This window comes from Micromonospora sp. NPDC050187 (assembly GCF_044459745.1).
In the GTDB taxonomy this organism is placed as follows: domain Bacteria; phylum Actinomycetota; class Actinomycetes; order Mycobacteriales; family Micromonosporaceae; genus Micromonospora.
Map to the genome: position 1 here is coordinate 433,359 of NZ_JBITJH010000001.1, position 20,040 is coordinate 453,398.

The following is a 20,040-nucleotide window of genomic DNA, read 5'->3' on the forward strand; positions in this document are numbered from 1 at the left end:
GGGCGGCCGGGTCGGCGGTGGCCATCCGAAGCCCGATCGACACGTCGAGGGCTGCGAACGCGATCAGGGCTGCGCCGCGCCTTCCGATCCGCCGCCGTAGGCCCCCGGCCGCCGTGTCCATCAGTCCTGCGGCGCGGTGCCGGTGGTGAGCAGCTCGCCCAGCTCCGCCGCCCGGTCCTCGCCGAACAGCGTCCGGAGCTTGCTCGCGACCTCCGGCAGGGGCTTGTCCGCCAGCGTGACGAAATCGATCAGGAGCGCCAGCGGGGAGTCCGCCGCCGGCTTGATGTACTGATCCTGCGATCCCGGGGCGGAGACCAGGAGGTTACGGAGGTTCGCCACGTCCGCGAGCACGTGCCCCACGGTCCGCGTCGGGTAGTCGGTCCGCTGTACGAGCCTGTCGTTCTGTTCCATCTCATCCTCCGGTTGAGGTGCCGGCGCGGGGGCCGGCTTCGGCTTGGACATGGCCTGCTTGACCTTCGCCAGCAGGTGGTCCCACGGGAAATTCGGCCCGGGGTCGGTGTGGGTGGTGCCGCCCCAGGCCAACCGCATGTCGTCGTGGCCGTAGAACGCTCGGACCTTCGGGTTGGCCTTCATTTCGGCGACCGTGGCCCGGCGCGGCTCGATGCCGTACTCCCGGCAGACCACGGCGAGCACCTGGGCGAGACGGTCCCAGGCGACGTTGTTCAGCCACCACTGGCGGCTCTTGCCGTTCGTGCCGGTGATCTCCACGGACACGGCGTTGTCGTTGCCCTGCGACGAGCCGGCGTGGCCGGTGCGGTGCTTCGTGTCGATCGACTGGATGACCTCGCGGTCGTCGACGTAGAAGTGGGCGCTGACGCCGTCGGTGCGGCGGGTCGCGTACGACGCCTCACCGGCGGCCGAGGCGTCGTTGCTGGTGTTGTGGATTGCGACGCCGAATTTGCGGCCATCGCGGTCGGTGTAGTCGTTGCGGCCGGCGACGAACCGGATTCCGGGCACACGCATGGGTGCTCCTCGGTGTGAGGTCGGGTGGTGGCGAGGGGTGCCGGTCAGCCGAACGGGAGAACGATGATCCGGCGGCGACCGAAAGTCCCGGTGCCGATGTTCACGGCGTACTTCGCGGTGAATGTGTTTGTCCCGGCAGTCACGTCCAGCGGAAACGCATAGCTGATCTGCGCCTCACCGGACGCGCTACTCGATCGGAAATGGACCGCGTTGGCTGGATCGGTGGGGGCGATGGTCGTTGCGCCTGACACCTCCACGCTCATCGAGTTGGTGCCGCTGGCGCTGGTGTTGGACATGTACGAGCCGAGGATGACGATGACCCGAGACCCGGTCGTCATCGTCACGGTCGGGCCGAGCGTGGCCAGGTTGGTGGGCGATGTAGAGGAGGTGGTTTCGTTCGGGATCACCGACGCGATGCCGGCCTGCCGCTCCGCTATCTGGTTCAGGCCGGCCGCCACGAAGATCCGACCGGATGTGGTCGCCTTGGCCGGAGCGGTCTCCAGCAGGTTGTCTCGGACGTGCGTGTTGAACTGGGCGGCGGTGAACACGCTGTTCGCTACTGCCGTCATGGGTGCAGTCCAGGTCACGTCACACCTCGTGCTCTCGTGTCTCGTTGATCAGGTCCGCCACCGACTGCCCTTCCGGCATCCCGCAGGCGATTGCCTGCCGATGCCCGGCCGGCGCCCAGTTTCGGGTCTGCGGCACCGGCCTGACCTCCAGCGCCGACCAGATTCCGTCAGGGTCCGCAGGCCACGCCACCGCGCTGACCAGCAGGCAATTCGAGCAGTGGAGGCTCGCCTGCCGAGGTGACAGCCGCTCAGCGTTGCCGCAGTGCGGCCGGGGGCAGTCCGCGATCCACCTGCCGTGGTTGACGTAGGCGACAGCGTCCATGGGTTCCTCAGTTCGCGAACAGGCCTACGTCGAAGCAGCCCTGCGTGGGGTGGTCGAAGATGAAAACGGTGGCCGGGTCGTCTCGGCCGATGTCACCGAACGTGCCCTGGTCGAAGCCGCGGCCGGACCGGTCGAACGTGAACGGGTTGCCCGCCGGAGTGGGGATCTGCTCGCAGCCGAAGGTGGTGGTGTGGTCGAGGCGGCTGCTGGAGTGTTCGATCTGCTCGACCCAGAAGTCGGCGTCCAGGCCGGTTTCCGGGTCGACGATCCGGACTCGGTCGGACAGGTCCCGGGCGAGCTGTTCACGCAGCCGGTCCACGCCCCCGCCCCGCAGCGTGATCGACACGGTGGGCAGGCGTCGGGCCCGGTAGGCGAGGATCATGTTGGCGATGGCGATGGCGTCCGGCAGGGACGCCCACGTGGGGGCGCGCCCCGACGGCCACGACCGGCGTCCGACGTCGGCGATGCTCGTCGAGTCCTCGGCCTCCACGTGCACGGTCGTCTGGGTGTCGATCGGGTACGCCCGGACCGCCATCCCGTTGATCACCGCCGGGCCGCCTTCTGCGGTGACCAGCACGGTGATGTCCTGCCCCGAGGTCCGCGTCAACGTCGTCCGGACGGTTCCGGCGAGCGCCTCGAAATCCGTACCAGCGACCGGCGCGATCGCCCCGACGAATGGATCTGACGAGCGGGCGGACAGCGTCACGGTCTCGCCGTCGGCGAGTGCCCGCTGCCCGGACATCTGCCACACCTGCGACAGCTGACCGGACGGGACACGGACGGGGATGTCGAACGTCACCGAGTTGACGATCTCCCGCCATCCGTGGTGGTAGGCCATGGGTGGGCTGATCAGGGGTTCCACGGTGCCGGTCGTGCGGTACGTGGCCTGTGCCGTCTGCGACCGGGCACGCAGCAGCCGATGATGCCGGTCCCGGAACACGAGCCGGCCGTCGATGTCGACGGTGGCGAGGCTGCCCGGCCCCTCGGCGTCGAGGATCGCCTGAAGTGCGGACAGGGCGTCGGTGCCGGACAGCCACCACCAGCGGATGGTCGTGGCGCCCACGTCCAGGTCGCGGGCGTCAGCCGGCCAGCCGACCGCGTCGAGGAGCAGGCCGATCGCCTGCCCGGTACGCACCGAGTGGTACAGCGGTGTGGACACCTCCACGCCCCTGAGCCGGGCCAGACCGTCGAGCAGCGACAGCCGCACTCCGCGCCGCTCCCGGTCGGGGATCACCACGTAGTCGTCGAGGTGGGCGCGCATCAGCCCGTACGTGACACCGTCGAGCGTCGCCCGGATCCGCACGTCCCGGCCCGGCTGGACCAGCCCGGCCAGCGGTGATGCCGTGTTCTCTGGCGAGTAGTCCCGGGAGTCGTTGTTCAGCTCCATCGCCCCGGACCCGCCGGCGAGGGGGGAGAACGCGCGTGCCTGGTCACGGCCGTACCGCAGTTGCAGCGCTGGCCCTCGGTCGTTGATCCGCCCGGTGACGTCTTCGCCGGTCCCGTCGAAGTCGCCGTCGGCGTTCCAGTCGATGCGGATGTCGTAGTCGGGGATCATGTTCTGCCTCGCCTCTGGAGAGAGTCGAGCGCCCCGACGAGCCACTGCTCCAGCTCGTACCGGGATCCGACCACCCCGGGGGTCAAGTTGAGGGTGTACTGGTTCTGCTGCACGACGGTCGAGGTGACGCCGCTGTGCCGAGTCGCGGTCCGGTTGGTGATGCCCATCCCGTACCACGACGCTGCCTGGTCGAGGATGTCCAGCGACCGCCCCCGATCACCGATACGCGGAATGAACGCTTCGCCTCCGGTCTCCGGTTCCGCCCACGCGTACCGGGCCGGCGAGACCGGAGCGGCGATCTGCGCCTCACGGAGAACGCCCTCGGCGGCGTGCTCGTACACGCCACCCCACCGGTTGAACTCCCGGGGTCCACCGCGTGCCGTGTTCTGCTCGGTGATGACCCGCTGATAGATGGTGGATGTCTTGTCCAGGTTCACCGACGCCAGCCACGCGTCGTACGACTGCACCGCCCGGCGGGCCGGGCCGGTGTCCGCGTTGACCGTCGACTTCACGTTCTTCGGGATGCCGAACAGTTGGTTCGCCAGCGTCCGCGCCTCACCCGATTCGACGCCCATCGCGTCCGCCGCAGCCAGGAACCGCTTCCGGGCATCCTCGGTCACCTGCGCGGCCAACTGGTGGTTACCGGTGGTCTTCAGGATCTGCGCCGCGTTGGCGTTCGCCGCGTCGGCGGCGGCCTTGAGCGCCTCACGGTTCCGGTTCCCTGCCTCCGTGAGCGGGTTGATGCCTTTGTCTGCACCGTCCTTCGCCGCGTCCTTCAACCGCAGGAAGGCCGAGCCCATCCGAATGGTCGCCTCTTCCGACTCCGCCGCACGGCCAAGGGACTCGTTCAGGAACTGCGTGAAGGTTTGCACCTCAGGAGCGGCCTCGGCAGCCGCGTCACCCACATCGCGCACACCCTTGGCGGCCTGCTCGGTCTGGATGCGGAACCTGCCGCTGGCGTCGGCGGCGGCGATCTCCGCATCGGTCATCCCTGCCGTCTTCAAGGTGGCGAAGTCGGCCGCCTCGGCGGTGCCGAGGGTGGCCTTCCGGTATGCCTCCGCCGCCTCGCTACCGGCGGCGAAACCATCGGCCGTTAGGTCCAACTGGATGCCGAAGTTCTCCAACGCCCCACCGGAGGACATCCAGTCCTCCAGCGCGAACCGGCCCCGGTCGATGCCCTGGTCTACCTCGTCGAAAAAGCCCTTCACCTGTGCAGCCCCGTGCACGATCCCGCCGGTCACCCGGATGAGATTCGAGACGGCCATGGTCAGATCGTCGATCGCTGACGCACCCTCGTCGGCGTCCTCCGCCAGCGTCGACAAGGTGTCCCCTGCGGCATCGCCGATACGCTCGAAGCCGGCTGCCAGTGCGTCCACAGCCGGGTCGGCGTTGTCCATCACGTCGGCGATCCCGGCCACCATCTTCCGGGCACCGGAGATCCCGCCAGCCACCAGCGGATCCACAAACCGGTTGGCCCGGAAGATCCGGTCAAGGTCGGGGCCCAGCGACCGCCAGCCGTCTCGGATGTCGTCGATGGCGTCGAGCACCACCGGCGTGAACCCGGACGCCCGCTGCTCCAGGTCGGCAAGGATGAACTCGCCCAGCGCGGTGCCGGCGGCCTTGACCGCCGGGTCGCGGGCGGCCAGGACGACACCGCCGATGACGCCACCGCCAGCGACACCACCGGCGACCGCACCGGCGACCGCCGCCCCGAGGGTGGGGGCGAGCCCGGCAGCCAGGACGCCACCGGCGATCGCGCCAGCCGGGGCGAGCGGTGCTCGCGCAATCAGCGGACCGATCCGCTGTGTGAACGACAGGGACACCTTCTCAGCCAGCTCCGCGCCCAAGCCGTCAGCGTCGGTGAAGTCGATCAGCTTGCGGAGGTCGACCTGCTCCCGCAGCCGTCCCCGCTCCACCGTCAGCTTCTTGTTCAGGTCGGCGCGGGCCGCCTCATCCGAGGTGCGGGCGATCTCCCGCGCCAGGTCACGGATCCCCCGGGCCGTCTCGTCGATCTGCTGATCCAGGCGGGCCGCGTCGGTACGCAGCCGGTCGAGATCCTTCGCGGCGTCGCGGGCAGAGTCGCCCAAATCATCGGCCGAGTCGGAGGCCCGGTCGGTGCCGGCGGCCGTGTCCTTCGCCGAGTCGGTGACGTCGTCGAGGGCGTCCTCCAGGCGTCCGGCCGCCCCGGCGGCCCGGTCCATGCCCCGGACGAAGGGCTGCTCGTTGACGTCCAGGCCGACCTTGACGGTACGGGTCACGATTCACCACCTTCGGACGAGCCGGACCGCGTGTATCAGCGCGGACGGGAACTGTGGATTCAGGGCGGCCGTGTCCCGCTCGCTGCGCTGCAACGCGGCGCAGCAGTGGCACTGCACGGGCGTGCCCGGGGCGGCCTCGTAGAAGGCGGGGCTGAGTGGATTGTTGAAGTCGTGCTCCGGCTTCGTCGTCTCCGACAGCGGCTGGCCGCACTGCTTGCACAGCCCCGCCTCGTACTCCTCCAGCGCGGCCAGCCAGCCGACCTGCTCGGCCGTCCACTCCGTCTCCGGCGTCGACCGGATGAGCCGGCCGGCGTCGTCGTACTCGTGGATGGTCGACGGCTCCCATCCCTCGAGGCGGCGGGGGCTTACGCCGAGGGTGCGGGCGAGCCGGATTCGCTGCCGGAGTCCGGGGTCGTCAGCAATCCGGCGAGCGAGAAAGGGAGGTCGATGGGCTTCATGTTGAGGTTCCAGCAGGTCCGCCACCAGGTGCGCCACTGCTGGACGTCGAGCAGCTCGCCGTCCGGGTCGAGCAGCGCCGCCCACGTCTCCTCGGTCAGCTCCGGCTCGTAGGTGCTGACCCGCACCAGCACCGGCAGGAAAGTCGCCCGGTTGACGTCCATCCGGATGTCCTGGTCGTTGCCGGGACGCGGTGGATGCGCCTCCACCAGTTCGTTCCACCGCTTCGGGGGCAGCCCCCGCACCTTCATGGTGACGGTGGCGGCCTCCACCTGGCCACGCAGCGCCTCCATCCGCTCCGCCAGCTCGGTGACGCCGCTGCCGGCGATACGCGGGTCCACCGTGGTGCGGACCTTCGCGGCGGCCAGTTCCTCCGCCAGCCGCCGCCACTCGGTGACCAGGTCGAGGCGGGTACAGATCCGCACCTCATCCTCCGGTAGGCGCGCGCTGGTGAGCAGTGCGTTCGGGTCGGTCACGGGCCCGCCACCACCACCGCGTCGGACACCATCGTGTTCGGCACGAACAGCCGCTGCGTGTAGGTGTGCACGCTGTTCGCCCCGTTCCACTGCTTCATCGGCTCGCCCGCCTCGATCGGCCACACGTCGGTGATGTCGTCGGCCGCCCACGCCTGCGTACGCGGCACCCCGTACCGGGCCAGCACGTACCCGGTGACCCCTTCGGCGAGGGTCAGGTACGCCTCGTTGTCGTCCGGAGAGGCCGGGTTGTGCACGGCCACGATCGTCAGGCTCTTGCTCTTGCGGCCGGGCTTCTCGAACGTCTGCGTCGAGGCGATCCGCTCGTCGTTGACGGTGGCCTGCTCACCGGACGGCTGCCAGCCGTCACCGGTGATGTAGCCGTGCAGATCCTGCGACGTGACCGCGTTGATCTCGGTGAGGGTCGGGGCGGTCGGGTCGGCGAGGGTTTGCACGTACCGGAGGGTGAGGGTGCCGTCGGACTTGACGGAGGCGGGCAGCGGCTGCGTCATCGGGCCTGCTCCTTGCTCTTGTTGCCGGCGGCGCGCTTGGCCGGGGTGCTGACGGTGGCGGACTCGGTGGCGTCGTCCTGCCCGTCGTCGGCGGCGCGGTTCTCGTCCTGGCTGCTTGCCGGGAGCGGCTGGCCGAACGTGTTGGTCGCCGGCTGTCCGTCGAGAATCTCGACGTCACCCCGGCCGGCGAGCTGCTTCGCCCGCCGCACGGGCAGGCTCGACTCGGTCTTGTTCTTGTCGCGTACGCGCACGAACTCGGTCGGCACGACTCCTCCTGTGGGTGTGGTGCCGGTCAGCCCGGCAGGGTCTCGAAGCGGAACAGGTACATCTGGTCGACGACCAGGCGGCCAGTGGACTCGTCGGGGCGGGCCGGCGGCGAGTCGAGGTAGCGGATCGGACGGGACTGCCGGCCGGCGATGACCGGCTCGACGTCCAGCAGCGCGTCGACCACCATCTGGGCGACCGCCCGGGCGGCGATGTCGTTGCCTCCCACGCAGTGGCAGGTGACGTCGAAGACGGCGTTGGTGGTGGCGTCGGCTACCCGACCGGCCAGGCCGAACCCGGGCCGGATGTACACCGCCACGTACGGCGGATCCGCCCCGTCGGGCACGATCACACCCGTGTCGTCCGGGTCCTCCGGCGGATACACCGTCAGGTCCGGCCCGACGGCCCGCAGCAGGCCGAGGACAGCGTCGGCGTGGGCCTGGATGTCGATGGTCACGTTCGCCCCTCCAGGGCGTCCCCGGCGGCTTTCTCCAGGCCCGTTTCGAGGTCGGGGGTCCAGATGTCCAGCGCCGGGCCGAGGTGCGCGTACGGCGGGTTCTTCACCGTGCCGTACTCCAGGATGTTGCCCAGTGCCCCCTGCTTGCGGTCCTTGTCCGGACCGATCTCCGCCGACACCCCAACGCCCACGCCCTGGTCGTCGATGTCGTAGGTGATCGCGGCCGGGTAGTGCGGGGCGTGCGCAATGCCGCCGGCGAAGTCGCGGGCGGAGTCCTTGATGCCCCGGGCCGTAAACTCGACCGCCTTGCGAATGTTCCGGTGCGCGTTAGGCGGCACCTCCTCGAGGTCGGCGACGAGCCGATTCAGCTCCGACGACGTCAGGTCGATGTTCACGACGACCTCTCCTTCACGCCGATGCGGCGGGCCGTCGAGTCCGGCTGCCGGTGCGGCCGGTCCACCACGAACACCGCCCCGATCAGCGCCGGGTCACCTGCCGACCCGGTGATCACGCACTCGTCGCCGACCTGCGGCACCGGCGTGCCGGACATCGGGATGTGCACCTCGATCGCCGACATCACCACCACCGCCTCGCCGGCCTCGGTCGACGTGCCCTGCGGGTTCGGCATCTTCACCCGGCAGCGGCCCGCGTACCCGTCGGCGTAGACCGGCGTGATCTTCCCTGTCACCCGGTCGGTCGTCGTGCCGGTCTTCCGGCGGAAGGCGCACTCGTCGCGCATCCGTTCCTCGGCCGCCGCCCGGCCACGTGCCAGCACCGCGGCGACGTCCATCAGCACCGCCTCCAGACGGGCACCGACCGGTACCGCCGCAGTGAACCAGTGCCGGCCGGGCGGATCGTGAACGCCCCCGCTGGGTCCAGGCCCACCGCGCGGTGGATCCGGTCGATCTCGCTGTCGGTCAGCTCGGCCGGAGCCAGGGACTCCGTCGCATACGTGTCCGTCTCGGAGTAGTCGTCGAGCTGCCGGGACGTTGACCGCTTCCCGCCCGGGTTGTCGACCATCCGCCGGGCCAGCGCCAACGCGACCGGCTTGAGCGCGGACACGTCGGTGAGCGCGTCGTACCGGTCCGCGCCGACCACGCCCCGGATCTCGGCGGTGACGAGCGCCAGGACCAAGTCGGCGGTGGCCTGCGCGACCGTCACCGGTGGCGGGTACGCCTCCAGCTCGACCTTCGTGAACAGAGCGTCAGGCACCGGTTCCCCCTTCGTGGTCCGGCCGGCCCGGGCCCGTGGCTTCCCGGGCCGGCCGGAGTCCTACTCGGTGCGGACCTTCGCCTCGTCGAGGGCGGCGATGATGTCCTCGCGGGACGCGTCCGCCGGCACCTCCACGCCGTTGCGGGCGGCGTACTCCCGCCACGCCGGGGCCCCGGACCCGGCCCCGCCCTTCGGCGGCGGACCGTCCTGGCCGCCGGATCCGCCCGGGTTGGCGTCAGCCTGCGCGGCGTCCTGGCTGTCGGCCCACACGTTCGGGTTGTTGATCGACCGCACCGCCCAGTCCGGGAGGTCGTCGTTCGGGCCGAACACCTCGGTCCGGCCGGTCGGATTGCCGTCCTCGCCCCGCTCGTGGACGTGCACGAACGTGCTCAGCTTGCGTGCCATCTGGTCACCCCTTCCGGTCAGGCCACGTCGGCGGCGAGCGTCAGGTCCGGGTTCGCGAGGACCGGCAGGCCGATCGCTGCGGCCTTCGTCCACACCGCCACCGGGTCCTTCGTGCTGTAGGAGCCGGCCACGATGCCGGGCTCCACGCCCGACAGGCCGTACTCCGGTTCCAGCGACTCGGCGGTCGTACCCAGCAGCGTCGCCCCCAGGTCGGTGCTCTCCGCGTCGTCTGGGTCGCCGGGCGCCGGCAGCATGATGAGCCGGTCGGCGGGGATGACCCGGGTGGCGGACCCGCCGACGCGTACCTGCGCGTCGTAGACCTCGATCGGCGGCAGACCATAGGCGGCGAACACCGCGTTCACCGTCGCCTGCGACACGATCGCCGGCGTGCCGGCCACGGTCGCGGCGAGCTGCCGCATCTCGGCGTTGCGCAGCAGGTAGCCGAGCACCGTGGTGGACGTGACGATCGCGCCCGGCGCCTCCCCGTTCGTGGCGATGTAGGTGTCCCGCCAGGCGATCAGGTCCGCCAGCGGGGTCGCCGCCGCGGGGTCGGACCACAGCGTGGCCGGGGCCACCGTGTGGCTGCCGGAACGGCCGAAGTCGACCGTGGCGATCACACCGTTCTCGGAGATGACGAGCTGGCCCCGGTAGAGGGCCTCGCCGCGGAACATCTCCAGACGGGCCGCAACGGCGCGAGCCATCCGTTCGGCGTCGGTGAGGATCGCGCTGCGGATCCCGGCGTCGTCGCGGCGCATCCGCAGCCGGTCGTACTCGCTGAGCCGGATCTTGCGGCTGATGGGCGGCAGCTCGCCGGTCACCCGGGTCACACCCGGTCGGGAGCCGATCGGCGACTCCGCGTCGTACGCGCGGACCGTCGCGGCCTCGGTGAGGCCCTCACCGCCGCGCGTGTACCGGTACAGCAGGTCGTCGATTTCCCGGCGCGGCAGCCACCGCGACAGCGTGAACCGGTTGCGGTCCATGTCGGCCAGGGCCGCCCGCACGTAGCCGGTCAGCTCGGCGGGGGTGATGAACTCGTCGGTCAGCAGCATCGGTCAATCACCCCTCTCAGGCGTCGAATCGGATCTGCGGCAGGTCGGTCTTGTACGCGCCGCCGGCGTCGGGGCCGCCGTTGAGGCCCTCGGCCATCGGCAGCTTCGACAAGAGCACCCGGCCGTGCCAGAGCATGGCGCCCTGCACGTCGATGGTGTTCGTGCTCGGTGCGCCGACCGCGCACAGCAGGATGCCGGCCGCGGTCTCGGTGCCGTCGGACGCCGCCGAGCTGTACGGGCCGTACAGGCCGGTCGTGGTGATCCGGCCGAGGATGATGCCGGACTTGAAGTAGCCGTCGGGGTAGTGCAGACCGGCGTTGAACGCGCTGGTGTCCAGCGTGATCGACATGGCGCGGCTAGTGCCCTCGGCCGAACCCAGCCAGGACTGGTCGTCCTGGCCGAAGGACTCGGTGACAGGCGCAAGGTTCATCGTGCTCTCCTTCGCGAGCGAAACCGCGCCACCCTGGCGCGGGTCTCAGCGCGGTACACCCGCCCGCGCAGTCAGTTCTTCTTGCCGTGTTTCTGCTGGTAGAGGCTCGCCCCGGCGTCCACCGAGCCGCCCTTGCCGCCGCCGCGGGATCCCTGTGACGGGTCCGGCTTCGGCCCCTTGCGGGCCTTCGGCTCGCCGGTCGACGCGGCCAGGTACGGCTTCTTCTCCAGCAGGTCGTCGAGCGCCTCGGCGATCGCGTCGCCGTCGATGCGGGTGCCGTCCAGGAAGTCGTCGACGCCGTGCTCGCGCAACAGCAGTGCGGCCGCGTCCGCCGGGTCGGCGAACTTCCGGGCCTTCGCCTCGATCTTGTCCAGGACCCGCTCGTTGAGCGTCTCCCGATGCGCCTCGGCGCGGGCCTCCCGGCGGATCTGCTCCGGGTCGACCTGGTCGGACCCGTCACCGCCGTCCTTCGGCTTCTTGCCGGCGATTAGCGCCTTCAGCTCGTCGGGCGTCTTGACGCCCAGCTCGCGGGCCAGCGCCGACCAGGGGCGTAGAGCGGACTGGGCCTTGCGCCGCTTGTCCTTCTCCGCCTCGAGGGCCTTCTCGCCGGCCGGGCCGAGCGGCTTGTCGCCGTCCTGCTCGCCGTCGCCGTCCTCGTCGCCCGCCCCGTCGTCGCCGTCGCTCCCACTGTCGGAGTCGTCGCCGTCGTCCGGAGCGCCGCCCTTGACGGGCCAGATCGGCTGGCCGTTGCGGCGCAGTCCGATCGCGGTCAGCCCGGTACGCGGATGGACGGGCAGGTCCGGCCCGATGGCCGGCAGGTAGATGGTCATGCTGACTCCATTGCGGGGTCGGCCCGCCGCCTTGCGCTGCGGGAGGTCAAAGGATGTAGCCGAACCGCTTGAGCAAGCGGAGGGCCTCGTCGCGGTCGTCGCCGGCAATCGCGTAGATCGACTCCGGCATGAGCCGGGGCGGCCGGGCCGACCGGTACCGGCCGCCGGGCCGCTTGACGCCGGTCTCCCGAGCGCCGAGCCGAGTGCCGGCCACGCCCCGAGTGGTGACGCCCTCGCTGGTGATGTACAGCTGCCGCCCGTAGACGTCGACCGCCTCCAGCCGGCCGCGGTCCTTGCCGCCGCGTAGCGCACGCGCCTCGGCGGCGGTGATCCGCGCGCCGGCCGGCATCAGGCCGTACGAGCCCCGGCGAGCGTTGACCACCTGGCTGATGTTCGCGCCGTCGCGGATCGCCTGCGCGCCGGCCTTGGTGAACTGCTTGTCCTGCTCTGCGCGGCTCAGGCTGTCGAACCAGGCGCGCGGGTCTGTCCGCACGTCGTCGGCCGTGTCCTCCCCGGCTGGCACATGCACGCAGTCGCAGCGGGGGTGACGGTCGAAGCCGTGGTTCCACGCGTACCGGCGGCCCGCCAGGACGACGCAACGACCGCATGTACGGCCCACGACCATCCGGACATACCCGCCGGCACGCTTCCGGGTCACCAGCGCCACCTGGTCGGCGGCCCGGCCAGCGTCTGCGGCCTGCGTCCTGACCATCGTGTCCAGCGCGTCGCCGCCGATGCCGAGCGCTCGGTCAACATCCGCCCCGGCACCGATCGCCGTCAGGGTGCCGATCGCCGGCTCGTACAGCAGCGACGCCAGGTCCCGGCCGTCGGAGGCGACCCCGGCCAATGCGGCCGGCGCCAGCCGGCCCTCTGCGGTCGGGTCGATGCCCTGCTCGTCGAGCACCACGTCGAGGTACTCCTCGGCCGACCGCGCGGCCGCGAGCTGAGTGGCGTTGGTCATCACCAGGAGGTCGACCAACAAGCTGGTCCACGACCGGGCGATGTCGCCTGGGTCGATGCGCAGCCACAGCGTCTGGGCGATGTCGGCGAGCGCGTCGACGAGCTGCCGGCGGCTGCGGTAGTGGTCGAGGGCGACCTGCTCAGCCGGCACCGGCCGGCACCGCCTCGTCCGCGTCCGCCTGGTCGTCTACGTCCGCGTCGGTCAGTCCGTTGCGGCCCCGGCCCAGCTCGCGGGCGATCAACCGGCTCGGGTCCCTCGCCTCCTCGGCCGCGAACAGCGCGGCGAGCTTCTTGCGCCGCGCCGCCGAGTAGCCGAGGTCAACCCACGCCGCCTCACGCGGGATGATCTTCTGCTGCACGAGCTTCACCGCGTAGTCGGCGGCCTGCGCCCGGGTCGGCGTCGCCGCCGACCGCCACTGCGTCTCCAGCTGCTCCATTCGCGGATCCCACCGGCCGTCCCGGATCCGGACCGCGATCTTCATGGCCCGCTCGTAGGCCGCTTCCAGGGCCGTCTGGAAGTCCTCGACCTGCTTGATGACCCGCGACTCGTCAGCCAGGATGCCCTCCGCCGACGGCGGGTTCGTCGTGGCCTGGCCGAGGTAGCGCATCGGCAGACCCGACACCCCGGACACGAGCTTGGCGTAGAGGCTGACGATGGTGTCGAAGTTCGCCAGGTCGGCGGCGGAGAACGATCCGAACTTCGCGTCGGGGTTCTGCGTCGCCCAGACGGCACCGAAGTAGGCCTCCCAGGTCGGCAGCAAGTTGCCGTCCTTGTCCCGGAAGTCCTCGGGCTTCATGCCAGCCGCGAACCGCTGCGGAACCGCCAGCGCCTCCGTCGCCACCTGCCCGTTCGTCAATGCCCGTGCCGCCGCGTCCGTCAGCCCGATGATGCGGGTGAAGATCGACCGACCATCACGTCTCGACAGGCGGGCACCCCGCACCAGCGGCACCACGGGCACCACGCCCAGGTCGTGCTCGTCACGGTCGACCTCCACCCACTGGGCGTTGCGCCGCTCCAGCCACACCGTCGCCCGAGGCTGGTAGAGAGTGGCCTTAGCGGTGCCGTCATCGGTGTAGAACTTCGCGCCCGCGATCGGCTGCCGGGTCCGTGGGGACAGCTCGACGGCCATCTCGTCGGCGGACTCGACGCTGATCAACGGGATCTCCGCCGACCGCTCCCGGTCGTCGTCGCCACCTTCGGGTGAAGGGGCGTCGGGGGTGTCCGCGTCGCCGGCCCCGATGACCAGGAAGCTGCTGCCCCGCACGATCGCGTCCAGCTGACCCAGCTTCGACTCGGCGTCCAAGCCGTTCGCCTGCCAGATCCGCCACAGCTGCTCGTCGGCCTCGGTGGCGTCCGGCAGTTCGAAGCCCTCCAGGGTGGTCCGTGCGGCGATCTCGTCGGCCCACGTTCCCGGCCACGCCGCGATCGTCAAAAACCGGCGCAGCTCCGGCGGGATCGCCAGGCCGAGCTGTTCGACGCGCTGCTCGCCCTCGTAGTACGCCTCCATCAGGCGGTTGCGGCGCTCAGCGCGCCCCACCTTGATCTGCAGCTTGCCGAGGAGTCGACGCTCGTCATCGGTCAGCGCCACGGGCCCCCCTCTCGGCTATCGGAACACCAGCACGTGACGCGACTGCTCCTCGCGTGGCCACGCCTTCGCCGCCGTCACATCGCCGGCGGCCTCGTTGCACAGCACCGACGACACGGTCGCGTCGATCTTCTGGGCCTGGGACGGCTTGCCCAGCACGTACCTCTGACCGGCCCGGGGAAGCTTCCGGGTGTTCCGCACATGCACCGCGGTGGTCTGGCAACCGTCGTGCGTGAACGTGGTCCCCGACTTGGTGACGTCGGTGTGCAGCCGCAGCACCGCGGCGTGCATCTGCGTCAGCCGGTACGTCTCCCACCGCACGAACACCTTCTCGCCGTACCGCTCGGCCAGCTCGTCGATCTCCGTCTTCCACCCCGGCGGGTCCAGGTACGCCCGCACCAGCCGGTAAGTCTCGACGATCTCGTCCCACGCGGCCCGCACCTCCAGGCGCGGCACCTGACCACCGTGCTGCGCCGGATCCCACACGCACGGCAGCCGGTCCGGCCCGTACCGGGGGGTGAACTGGAAGCCGTCCTCGGTCTGGAGCCGGATCACCGACCAGTCGTCGGTGTCCGAGCCGTCGAACCCGGCCACCACCGGCGTGCCGGCCGGCACCACCCGCCGCGGCGTACCGGCTGGTTGCAACCGCAGCCACTCCCGGGCGTCCCACCGGTCACCCTCCATCCACGTGCCCGCGCCGTACACCATGCGGTTGCCGAAGAACCGTTCCGCCTGGGCCGGGTCCTTCTCCGCCAGCTCGGCCGCCTCGGCGTCGATCGCGTCGACGTCGACGTGCGGGCTGCCGGCGTAGTTGATCTGGTGGATCCGCCGGCGCTCCCGCCGGTTGCGGTAGCTCAGGTTCGCCGGCGGCGGCTCGTAGAAGCGGAAGATGTCCGTGGCCGCCGCCTCGTAGCTGCGCTGCGCCACCGAGTCCTGCGCCGGGTCGAACGCGTTCGTCGTTTCCTGCGCCCGGCCACCCATGCCCGCCAGACCGCGCCGCTGCGTCTCGGCGACCTCCCGCATCCCGTTCGCATCGGTCCAGACGCCCGTCTCGTCCTGAGGCACGTACGTGACCGGGTTCCCCAGACGCGACTTCGCCGACGATGACACCGTGTCGATCCGGCCCGCCGTGCCGATCCGGATGAAGTCCTCGCCGACGCGCATCAGGTCACCGAGCGGCCCGAGGCGGATCATCGCTTGGAGGGCCTCGCGGTAGATGTTGTCGGTCTGCTTCTCGGAGTAGGCCGTGATCTGGATCAGCGGGGTCGGCCAGCGCATGCCCATCGGCTCGCCCGGCTCGTACGGGTACTCCCAGCCGCACCCGCAGCCGTGATCCGAGCAGGCGTACCCGTCGTCCTTGCCCGCCCAGCCGCGGAACAGCGCCGGCCCGGCTCCCTCGAGCGCGCAACCCGCTGCCGACCATGGCCCCTTGCCGACCTTCTGCGGGGCGATGATGACCGACCGGCGGTAGTGGAACGCGGTGGCCAGCATCGGGTTCTCCGGCCGCCAGTACGCCGACGGCTTGACCCGGTAGTGGTTGAGCGTGCACCACATCTGCCAGTCGTAGAGGCGGAACGGGGCACCCCGCCTGAACCCGGCCGGCTGGATGCAGTGCGCCTCGATCCACGCCGGCGCGACCCACAAGGTCGGGAAGTCGACGACGTATTCGTCACTCGCCATCGGGCTTGACGATCTTCAGCCGGCCACGCTCCCGGCCGGCTGCCAGGGCCCGCCTCGGTGTTGCGGGCTGGCCCTCCGTGCCGGTCGCCGGCGGGGCATGCGGCGGCTGGTGCGACTCGCCGCCGATCTGCCACCGGTTCCGGGCCAGGCCCGGGATCGTCAGCCCCAACGCGTCGCCCATCTGCCGCAGCACCTTCACCGCGTCCGAACTGGCGTCGGGCCGCTCGGCAACCACGAACCGGCGCACGTAGAACGCGACCTCCTCGACCTGGCCGAGCTGCTCCCACATCACCGCTTGCGGCTTCGCCCAGACCCGGGCCCACAGCAGGAGCTCCCGGTCGGTCGCCTCGGTCAGCGGCCACTCCGGCGCGGGACCGACCCGCCCAGTGACGGGCAGAACTCGCCAGCCCGGGTCGGTAGCACGGTCACGGCGTAGAGCGCCCGGATCCGGCGGCGGGCCGGAGTTGGCGTGTCCACCTGACGGCATGTTCGATCACTCCTCGGGCCGCGTTGCGCGGCACCTCGGTTGGCCGTCACCTTGCGTGACGGTCTGCTTTTGTTTGACCCGGCGGACCGGACGGCGCCCTCCCCGGCGGTCCCGTGACCTGGGCATCCAGGGGGTCACCCCCCACCCCTGGTGACTCAGGGTGATGCCCGGTCAGGCCATGGAGTCGCGCAGGTCGTCGGCGCGCTGATGCAGGTTGGTCCACAGCTCGCCGCGTGCGGCATCGTCGGCCTCGGCCCACCGGTCGCGCATCCCGTCGGCGGCGACGAGCAGGTCACGCGCGGCCCTGAACCGTCGGGTGGTGAGGATCAGGCGGCGTCGGATCCCGCCGGCGTGCAGCGTCATCGTGCGTCCATCCTTCGAGCGGTCCTGTCAGTCGGGGTCGGCTTCGTCGCCGAGCGCCCATCGCTGCGCCTCGGCTTGCCACACGGTTTGGCCGAGCGCGATGAGGCCGAGGGTCTCGTGCTGCTTGGCCTCGTTGTTGGTCAGGAAGTACGTGCGCAGTTCGCCTTCGGCGTCGTGGTAGGTGCCGACGAGGACCCAGCCGGCGGGCATGCCGGTGGTGGTGTCGCCGAGTTCGCCTGCGCGGATGGCGTCGCCGATGGCGGCGGTGATGCGGTCGCTCGCGGCGTCGACGTCGCTCACTGGCCTCGCCTCCATCCTCGGTTGCAGGGTCGATGAGCCGGGCCGCGGTAGCCGCGCCGGTCGTCGGTGTGGTCGAGGTCCCAGTCCTGGCCGGGCTGGATGCGCCGCTCGGGCATGACGCAGGTGGACGCCTGGCAGTCGACCTCGCCTCGCTCGACTCGTGGCCGCCAGCGTTCGCGCTCGCGGTCATGCGCCGCGTCGTAGCCCCGCTGCTGTCGGGTGCCGCGTGCCTGCTCGCGCTGGCGCTGGTGGTCGTCGCAGCGGCGGGCCGAGGTGAGGGTGGGGCAGCCGGGTTCGGCGCAGACGCGCTGGGCAGGCATCGTTCCTCCCCGGGTACGACGACGGCCCGGGAGCGTGTGCTCGACCGGGCCGTTCGTGGTTTTGGGCAGGGTTCGCCTAGTGGTTCGGAGTGATCAAATCATGCGGCGGCGGGTGTGTGGGCGTCAAGTCGGCGGGGTCGGCCGCGGCCGGAGAGGTACTTCTTGGCTTCGATGTCGGTGGCTTTCTGCCGGGGGTAGAGGGTCTGTCGGCGGCCGTGCCTGTCGCGCATTCGTACTGCCGGGAGGCCGTCGCGTGCGGCCCAGTTGCGGATCATGGCTTCGGTGATGTCGGGGCCGAGGTGGTTGGCGATCATGCGGGCGGTGCCCCAGTGGTCGCCGTTGTGGTGGATCCACTCGTTGTCGGTCACCGTGCCTCCGTCCACTGTTCGCCGCATGCCGGGCAGTGCAGCGTCTGGTGTTTGTCGGCAATGGTCGAGATGTCGACGCGGCCGGGGTGGGTGCAGAAGATGCGCTTGATGAGGTCGGCGAACTCGGCTGCGGTTCGCCCGTAGGTGGCGAGTGGTTCGCCGGGCCGGTCGGGGATGTCGCTGGACGAGATCACAGGTTGATTCTCTCTCAGGCTGCGGTGGGCAGGGTGGTGGTGAGCTGGTGGTCGGGGCCCCAGACGTGGGGCACGTCCAGGGCTCGGATGTCCATGCCGCAGGGGCAGTCGTCGCCGATGCACAGGCAGGTGGGGGCGCAGGTGACGGTCCAGGTCGACCGGGGGCCGGTGGTGTGGGCGGTGAGTTGGCGGCGTGCGCAGCGGGGGCAGCGGCGGCCGGGGAGGTCGGTGCCGTCGGGGTCGAGGTGGAGGCGGTCGCGGATGCGGGTGTCGGCTTCGTCGAGCCAGAGGGTGAGCTCGCGGCAGGTGGTGGGGCGGAGAGCGGGCACGGCGTCGCCCAGGGCGTGGATCGGGTCGCTGGTGGCGGGGAGTCGGAGGGCATCGGCGAGCCAGGCGAGCGTCTGGGTGGTGGTGGCGGCGAAGCGGGCGAGGCGGCCGTCGCGGACGTCGGGTTCGAGGGTGTCGACGACGGCGCGTCCTGCGGGGTCGCCGTGGCCACCGCGGCCCGAGGGGCCGGGGATCGGGCGCCATGCCTGGAGGCTGCTCGCGGCGGCCACGACGCGGGCTTCGGCGCGGCGTTCGGCGGCTTCCTGGGCGACGGCGTCGTTGAGGCGTCGGCGGGCGTGGGTGAGGGACCAGGCGGCGCGGGTGGCGTGGAGCTGGTGGGGGTGCAAGGCGTCTCCGGGTCGGTGGTGCGTGCTGGGCTGGATGGTGCTCACGTGGTGGTGCGGGCGGCGTCGAGGTCGACGTGCAGCCAGGCGGTGGTGATGCGGCCTTGGCCGTCGGACCAGGCCCGGCACCGGCCGGCGCAGCCGGTGGCGTCGTCGCGGATGCCGCATTCGACGAGCTCGTACCGCCCGTAGCTGGGTCCCCAGGCGATGACGCTCTGGCCGAGGTGCCGGCAGTCGGCGTGCGGGCAGGGGCCGAGCACCGGGACGGGGTGCTCGCCGCTGAACCAGCTGATCTCGCCGGGGTGGTCGAGGTGCGGCTCTGCCATGGGTTCTCCTCCGTCAGGCGGTGCGAGGTCGAATCGCCGCGCGGGCGGCGGCGGCTCCTCGGCGGGATCGGTCGTTGAGGTCGGGGTCGTGCAGGCAGAGCCGGCCGTCGCGCTGGCCGTGCTGGTCGCAGAGCCGACAGGCGTCGATGGCGGCCCGGGACGCGGCCGCCTGGTCGCGGGCACGTTCGGACTGGATGCGGGCGAGCGCGGCGGCGGCGTTCCGGTCGTGCTGTTCGCGGGCCTTGCGGGCGTCACCGCAATTGCGGCACGGCGGCGGGCTCGGGTCGGTCAGGTGCTCCGGGCATCGGGAGGGGGGCGGGCTCGCGTGCGCGCGGTCGTGAGTAACGGTCGTAGAGCTACCCCCCTTAAGGACGGGTCGGGCCGGGTCGGGGGGAATCGGGGGCGATTCGGGTACCCCTTCGCCCACCCGATCGCCACCCGATCGGGTGGGCGATACCTGTTCCTGCTGGTCGGATGCCGGATTGCCCGATTGCCCGGGGGTGCTCGACGGGTCTTCGTCGGACGAACCCGATCGCGTACCCGATGCCTTCGATCGCTCTTCGTCGGGCGTTCGTTGGTCGTTCGTTGGCGGTACCCGATCGGGTCCGTCGCCCCGGCAGTACCTGCATTCCGGGTCGACCTTGCCGGCGACGACGTGCCAGCGGCGGTGGTTGCCGAGCGCGCCGGCGGCCGACAGCTTCTTCTTCCCGGCGGTCGCCTCCTCTCGAGTTGGTTGGTAGTCGGCCCAGTCGTGGAACCGGTATCCGCCTCGCGCCTTCTTCCACAGCCCTCGGGCGGTCAACTCGCCGGCGGCCGCATCGGGCGTCGTGGACAGCCGGGCGAGCATCCCGGTCGGCACGAACCCGTCGGTGAGGTTGCGTGCGGACCAGGTGCCGGCGCGGAGCCAGAGCGCGATGGCGGCGTCGGATGCGTCGAACGCCTTGGGGTGGTCGTAGAACGAGTCATCGACCTTGAACCACGTCATGTGTGCGGGCCTCCGGGGCTTGCG

At 71.1% G+C, this 20,040-nt stretch carries 29 protein-coding genes; all 29 read right to left on the reverse strand.

The genetic code is table 11. From position 1 onward, the window contains the following. Positions 1 to 120: 120 nt before the first annotated feature. Positions 121 to 984, reverse strand: a complete 864-nt coding sequence (locus ACIBJE_RS02025; protein ID WP_396741760.1) for an N-acetylmuramoyl-L-alanine amidase — start codon at positions 982 to 984, stop codon at positions 121 to 123. Positions 985 to 1,028: 44 nt separating this feature from the next. Continuing rightward, positions 1,029 to 1,571 (reverse strand): hypothetical protein, encoded by a 543-nt coding sequence (locus ACIBJE_RS02030; protein WP_396741762.1) that lies wholly within the window; start codon positions 1,569 to 1,571, stop codon positions 1,029 to 1,031. Between the two features lies 1 nt (position 1,572). Continuing rightward, the gene (locus tag ACIBJE_RS02035) at positions 1,573 to 1,875 is read right to left on the reverse strand and encodes a hypothetical protein (RefSeq protein ID WP_396741764.1); all 303 of its coding nucleotides are present in this window, start codon (positions 1,873 to 1,875) and stop codon (positions 1,573 to 1,575) included. Between the two features lie 7 nt (positions 1,876 to 1,882). After that, positions 1,883 to 3,430, reverse strand: coding sequence for a hypothetical protein (locus ACIBJE_RS02040; RefSeq protein WP_396741766.1), 1,548 nt, complete (start codon positions 3,428 to 3,430; stop codon positions 1,883 to 1,885). After that, positions 3,427 to 5,688, reverse strand: coding sequence for a hypothetical protein (locus ACIBJE_RS02045; protein ID WP_396741768.1), 2,262 nt, complete (start codon positions 5,686 to 5,688; stop codon positions 3,427 to 3,429). Before ACIBJE_RS02045 ends, ACIBJE_RS02040 begins: the two co-directional genes overlap by 4 nt. Positions 5,689 to 5,691: 3 nt before the next feature. Beyond that, positions 5,692 to 6,171, reverse strand: coding sequence for a hypothetical protein (locus tag ACIBJE_RS02050; RefSeq protein WP_396741770.1), 480 nt, complete (start codon positions 6,169 to 6,171; stop codon positions 5,692 to 5,694). Next, positions 6,054 to 6,620, reverse strand: a complete 567-nt coding sequence (locus tag ACIBJE_RS02055) for a hypothetical protein (protein WP_396741772.1) — start codon at positions 6,618 to 6,620, stop codon at positions 6,054 to 6,056. The genes ACIBJE_RS02050 and ACIBJE_RS02055 overlap by 118 nt, the downstream gene beginning before the upstream one ends. Next, positions 6,617 to 7,129, reverse strand: coding sequence for a hypothetical protein (locus ACIBJE_RS02060; protein WP_396741774.1), 513 nt, complete (start codon positions 7,127 to 7,129; stop codon positions 6,617 to 6,619). Before ACIBJE_RS02060 ends, ACIBJE_RS02055 begins: the two co-directional genes overlap by 4 nt. Beyond that, positions 7,126 to 7,395: a hypothetical protein gene (locus ACIBJE_RS02065; RefSeq protein ID WP_396741776.1), complete on the reverse strand. Its 270-nt coding sequence runs from the start codon at positions 7,393 to 7,395 to the stop codon at positions 7,126 to 7,128. The genes ACIBJE_RS02060 and ACIBJE_RS02065 overlap by 4 nt, the downstream gene beginning before the upstream one ends. A 26-nt stretch (positions 7,396 to 7,421) precedes the next feature. Then, positions 7,422 to 7,850 (reverse strand): hypothetical protein, encoded by a 429-nt coding sequence (locus tag ACIBJE_RS02070; RefSeq protein ID WP_396741777.1) that lies wholly within the window; start codon positions 7,848 to 7,850, stop codon positions 7,422 to 7,424. Further along, complete coding sequence (locus ACIBJE_RS02075; RefSeq protein ID WP_396741779.1) at positions 7,847 to 8,245, reverse strand: hypothetical protein; 399 nt, start codon at positions 8,243 to 8,245, stop codon at positions 7,847 to 7,849. Before ACIBJE_RS02075 ends, ACIBJE_RS02070 begins: the two co-directional genes overlap by 4 nt. After that, entirely contained in the window at positions 8,242 to 8,640 is a 399-nt protein-coding gene (locus ACIBJE_RS02080; protein WP_396741781.1) for a DUF6093 family protein, read from the reverse strand. Before ACIBJE_RS02080 ends, ACIBJE_RS02075 begins: the two co-directional genes overlap by 4 nt. Then, a complete protein-coding gene (locus ACIBJE_RS02085; RefSeq protein WP_396741783.1) occupies positions 8,640 to 9,062 on the reverse strand; it encodes a hypothetical protein in 423 nt (140 codons plus the stop codon). Before ACIBJE_RS02085 ends, ACIBJE_RS02080 begins: the two co-directional genes overlap by 1 nt. Positions 9,063 to 9,122: 60 nt before the next feature. Continuing rightward, positions 9,123 to 9,467: a hypothetical protein gene (locus tag ACIBJE_RS02090; protein WP_396741785.1), complete on the reverse strand. Its 345-nt coding sequence runs from the start codon at positions 9,465 to 9,467 to the stop codon at positions 9,123 to 9,125. Positions 9,468 to 9,484: 17 nt separating this feature from the next. Beyond that, positions 9,485 to 10,516, reverse strand: coding sequence for a major capsid protein (locus ACIBJE_RS02095; RefSeq protein WP_396741786.1), 1,032 nt, complete (start codon positions 10,514 to 10,516; stop codon positions 9,485 to 9,487). A gap of 16 nt (positions 10,517 to 10,532) precedes the next feature. Further along, complete coding sequence (locus ACIBJE_RS02100; protein ID WP_396741788.1) at positions 10,533 to 10,946, reverse strand: head decoration protein; 414 nt, start codon at positions 10,944 to 10,946, stop codon at positions 10,533 to 10,535. A 71-nt stretch (positions 10,947 to 11,017) separates the two neighbouring features. After that, complete coding sequence (locus ACIBJE_RS02105) at positions 11,018 to 11,776, reverse strand: hypothetical protein (protein WP_396741790.1); 759 nt, start codon at positions 11,774 to 11,776, stop codon at positions 11,018 to 11,020. Between the two features lie 46 nt (positions 11,777 to 11,822). After that, positions 11,823 to 12,887, reverse strand: a complete 1,065-nt coding sequence (locus ACIBJE_RS02110) for a hypothetical protein (RefSeq protein ID WP_396741792.1) — start codon at positions 12,885 to 12,887, stop codon at positions 11,823 to 11,825. Then, positions 12,877 to 14,325, reverse strand: a complete 1,449-nt coding sequence (locus tag ACIBJE_RS02115) for a phage portal protein (RefSeq protein WP_396741794.1) — start codon at positions 14,323 to 14,325, stop codon at positions 12,877 to 12,879. The genes ACIBJE_RS02110 and ACIBJE_RS02115 overlap by 11 nt, the downstream gene beginning before the upstream one ends. 15 nt (positions 14,326 to 14,340) lie before the next feature. Next, positions 14,341 to 16,002, reverse strand: a complete 1,662-nt coding sequence (locus tag ACIBJE_RS02120) for a hypothetical protein (RefSeq protein ID WP_396741796.1) — start codon at positions 16,000 to 16,002, stop codon at positions 14,341 to 14,343. After that, positions 15,992 to 16,489: a hypothetical protein gene (locus tag ACIBJE_RS02125; protein ID WP_396741798.1), complete on the reverse strand. Its 498-nt coding sequence runs from the start codon at positions 16,487 to 16,489 to the stop codon at positions 15,992 to 15,994. The genes ACIBJE_RS02120 and ACIBJE_RS02125 overlap by 11 nt, the downstream gene beginning before the upstream one ends. Before the next feature lie 171 nt (positions 16,490 to 16,660). Continuing rightward, the gene (locus ACIBJE_RS02130; protein WP_396741800.1) at positions 16,661 to 16,852 is read right to left on the reverse strand and encodes a hypothetical protein; all 192 of its coding nucleotides are present in this window, start codon (positions 16,850 to 16,852) and stop codon (positions 16,661 to 16,663) included. Between the two features lie 27 nt (positions 16,853 to 16,879). Continuing rightward, complete coding sequence (locus ACIBJE_RS02135) at positions 16,880 to 17,152, reverse strand: hypothetical protein (protein ID WP_396741802.1); 273 nt, start codon at positions 17,150 to 17,152, stop codon at positions 16,880 to 16,882. Continuing rightward, on the reverse strand, positions 17,149 to 17,472 hold the full coding sequence (locus ACIBJE_RS02140; protein WP_396741804.1) for a hypothetical protein: 324 nt from the start codon (positions 17,470 to 17,472) through the stop codon (positions 17,149 to 17,151). The genes ACIBJE_RS02135 and ACIBJE_RS02140 overlap by 4 nt, the downstream gene beginning before the upstream one ends. A gap of 98 nt (positions 17,473 to 17,570) precedes the next feature. Next, positions 17,571 to 17,840: a hypothetical protein gene (locus tag ACIBJE_RS02145; RefSeq protein WP_396741806.1), complete on the reverse strand. Its 270-nt coding sequence runs from the start codon at positions 17,838 to 17,840 to the stop codon at positions 17,571 to 17,573. After that, positions 17,837 to 18,034, reverse strand: a complete 198-nt coding sequence (locus tag ACIBJE_RS02150; protein ID WP_396741808.1) for a hypothetical protein — start codon at positions 18,032 to 18,034, stop codon at positions 17,837 to 17,839. Before ACIBJE_RS02150 ends, ACIBJE_RS02145 begins: the two co-directional genes overlap by 4 nt. 14 nt (positions 18,035 to 18,048) lie before the next feature. Further along, the gene (locus tag ACIBJE_RS02155; RefSeq protein ID WP_396741810.1) at positions 18,049 to 18,708 is read right to left on the reverse strand and encodes a hypothetical protein; all 660 of its coding nucleotides are present in this window, start codon (positions 18,706 to 18,708) and stop codon (positions 18,049 to 18,051) included. Positions 18,709 to 18,749: 41 nt separating this feature from the next. Continuing rightward, a complete protein-coding gene (locus ACIBJE_RS02160) occupies positions 18,750 to 19,031 on the reverse strand; it encodes a hypothetical protein (protein WP_396741811.1) in 282 nt (93 codons plus the stop codon). Positions 19,032 to 19,044: 13 nt separating this feature from the next. Beyond that, positions 19,045 to 20,016, reverse strand: coding sequence for a hypothetical protein (locus ACIBJE_RS02165; RefSeq protein ID WP_396741813.1), 972 nt, complete (start codon positions 20,014 to 20,016; stop codon positions 19,045 to 19,047). Between the last annotated feature and the right edge of the window lie 24 nt (positions 20,017 to 20,040).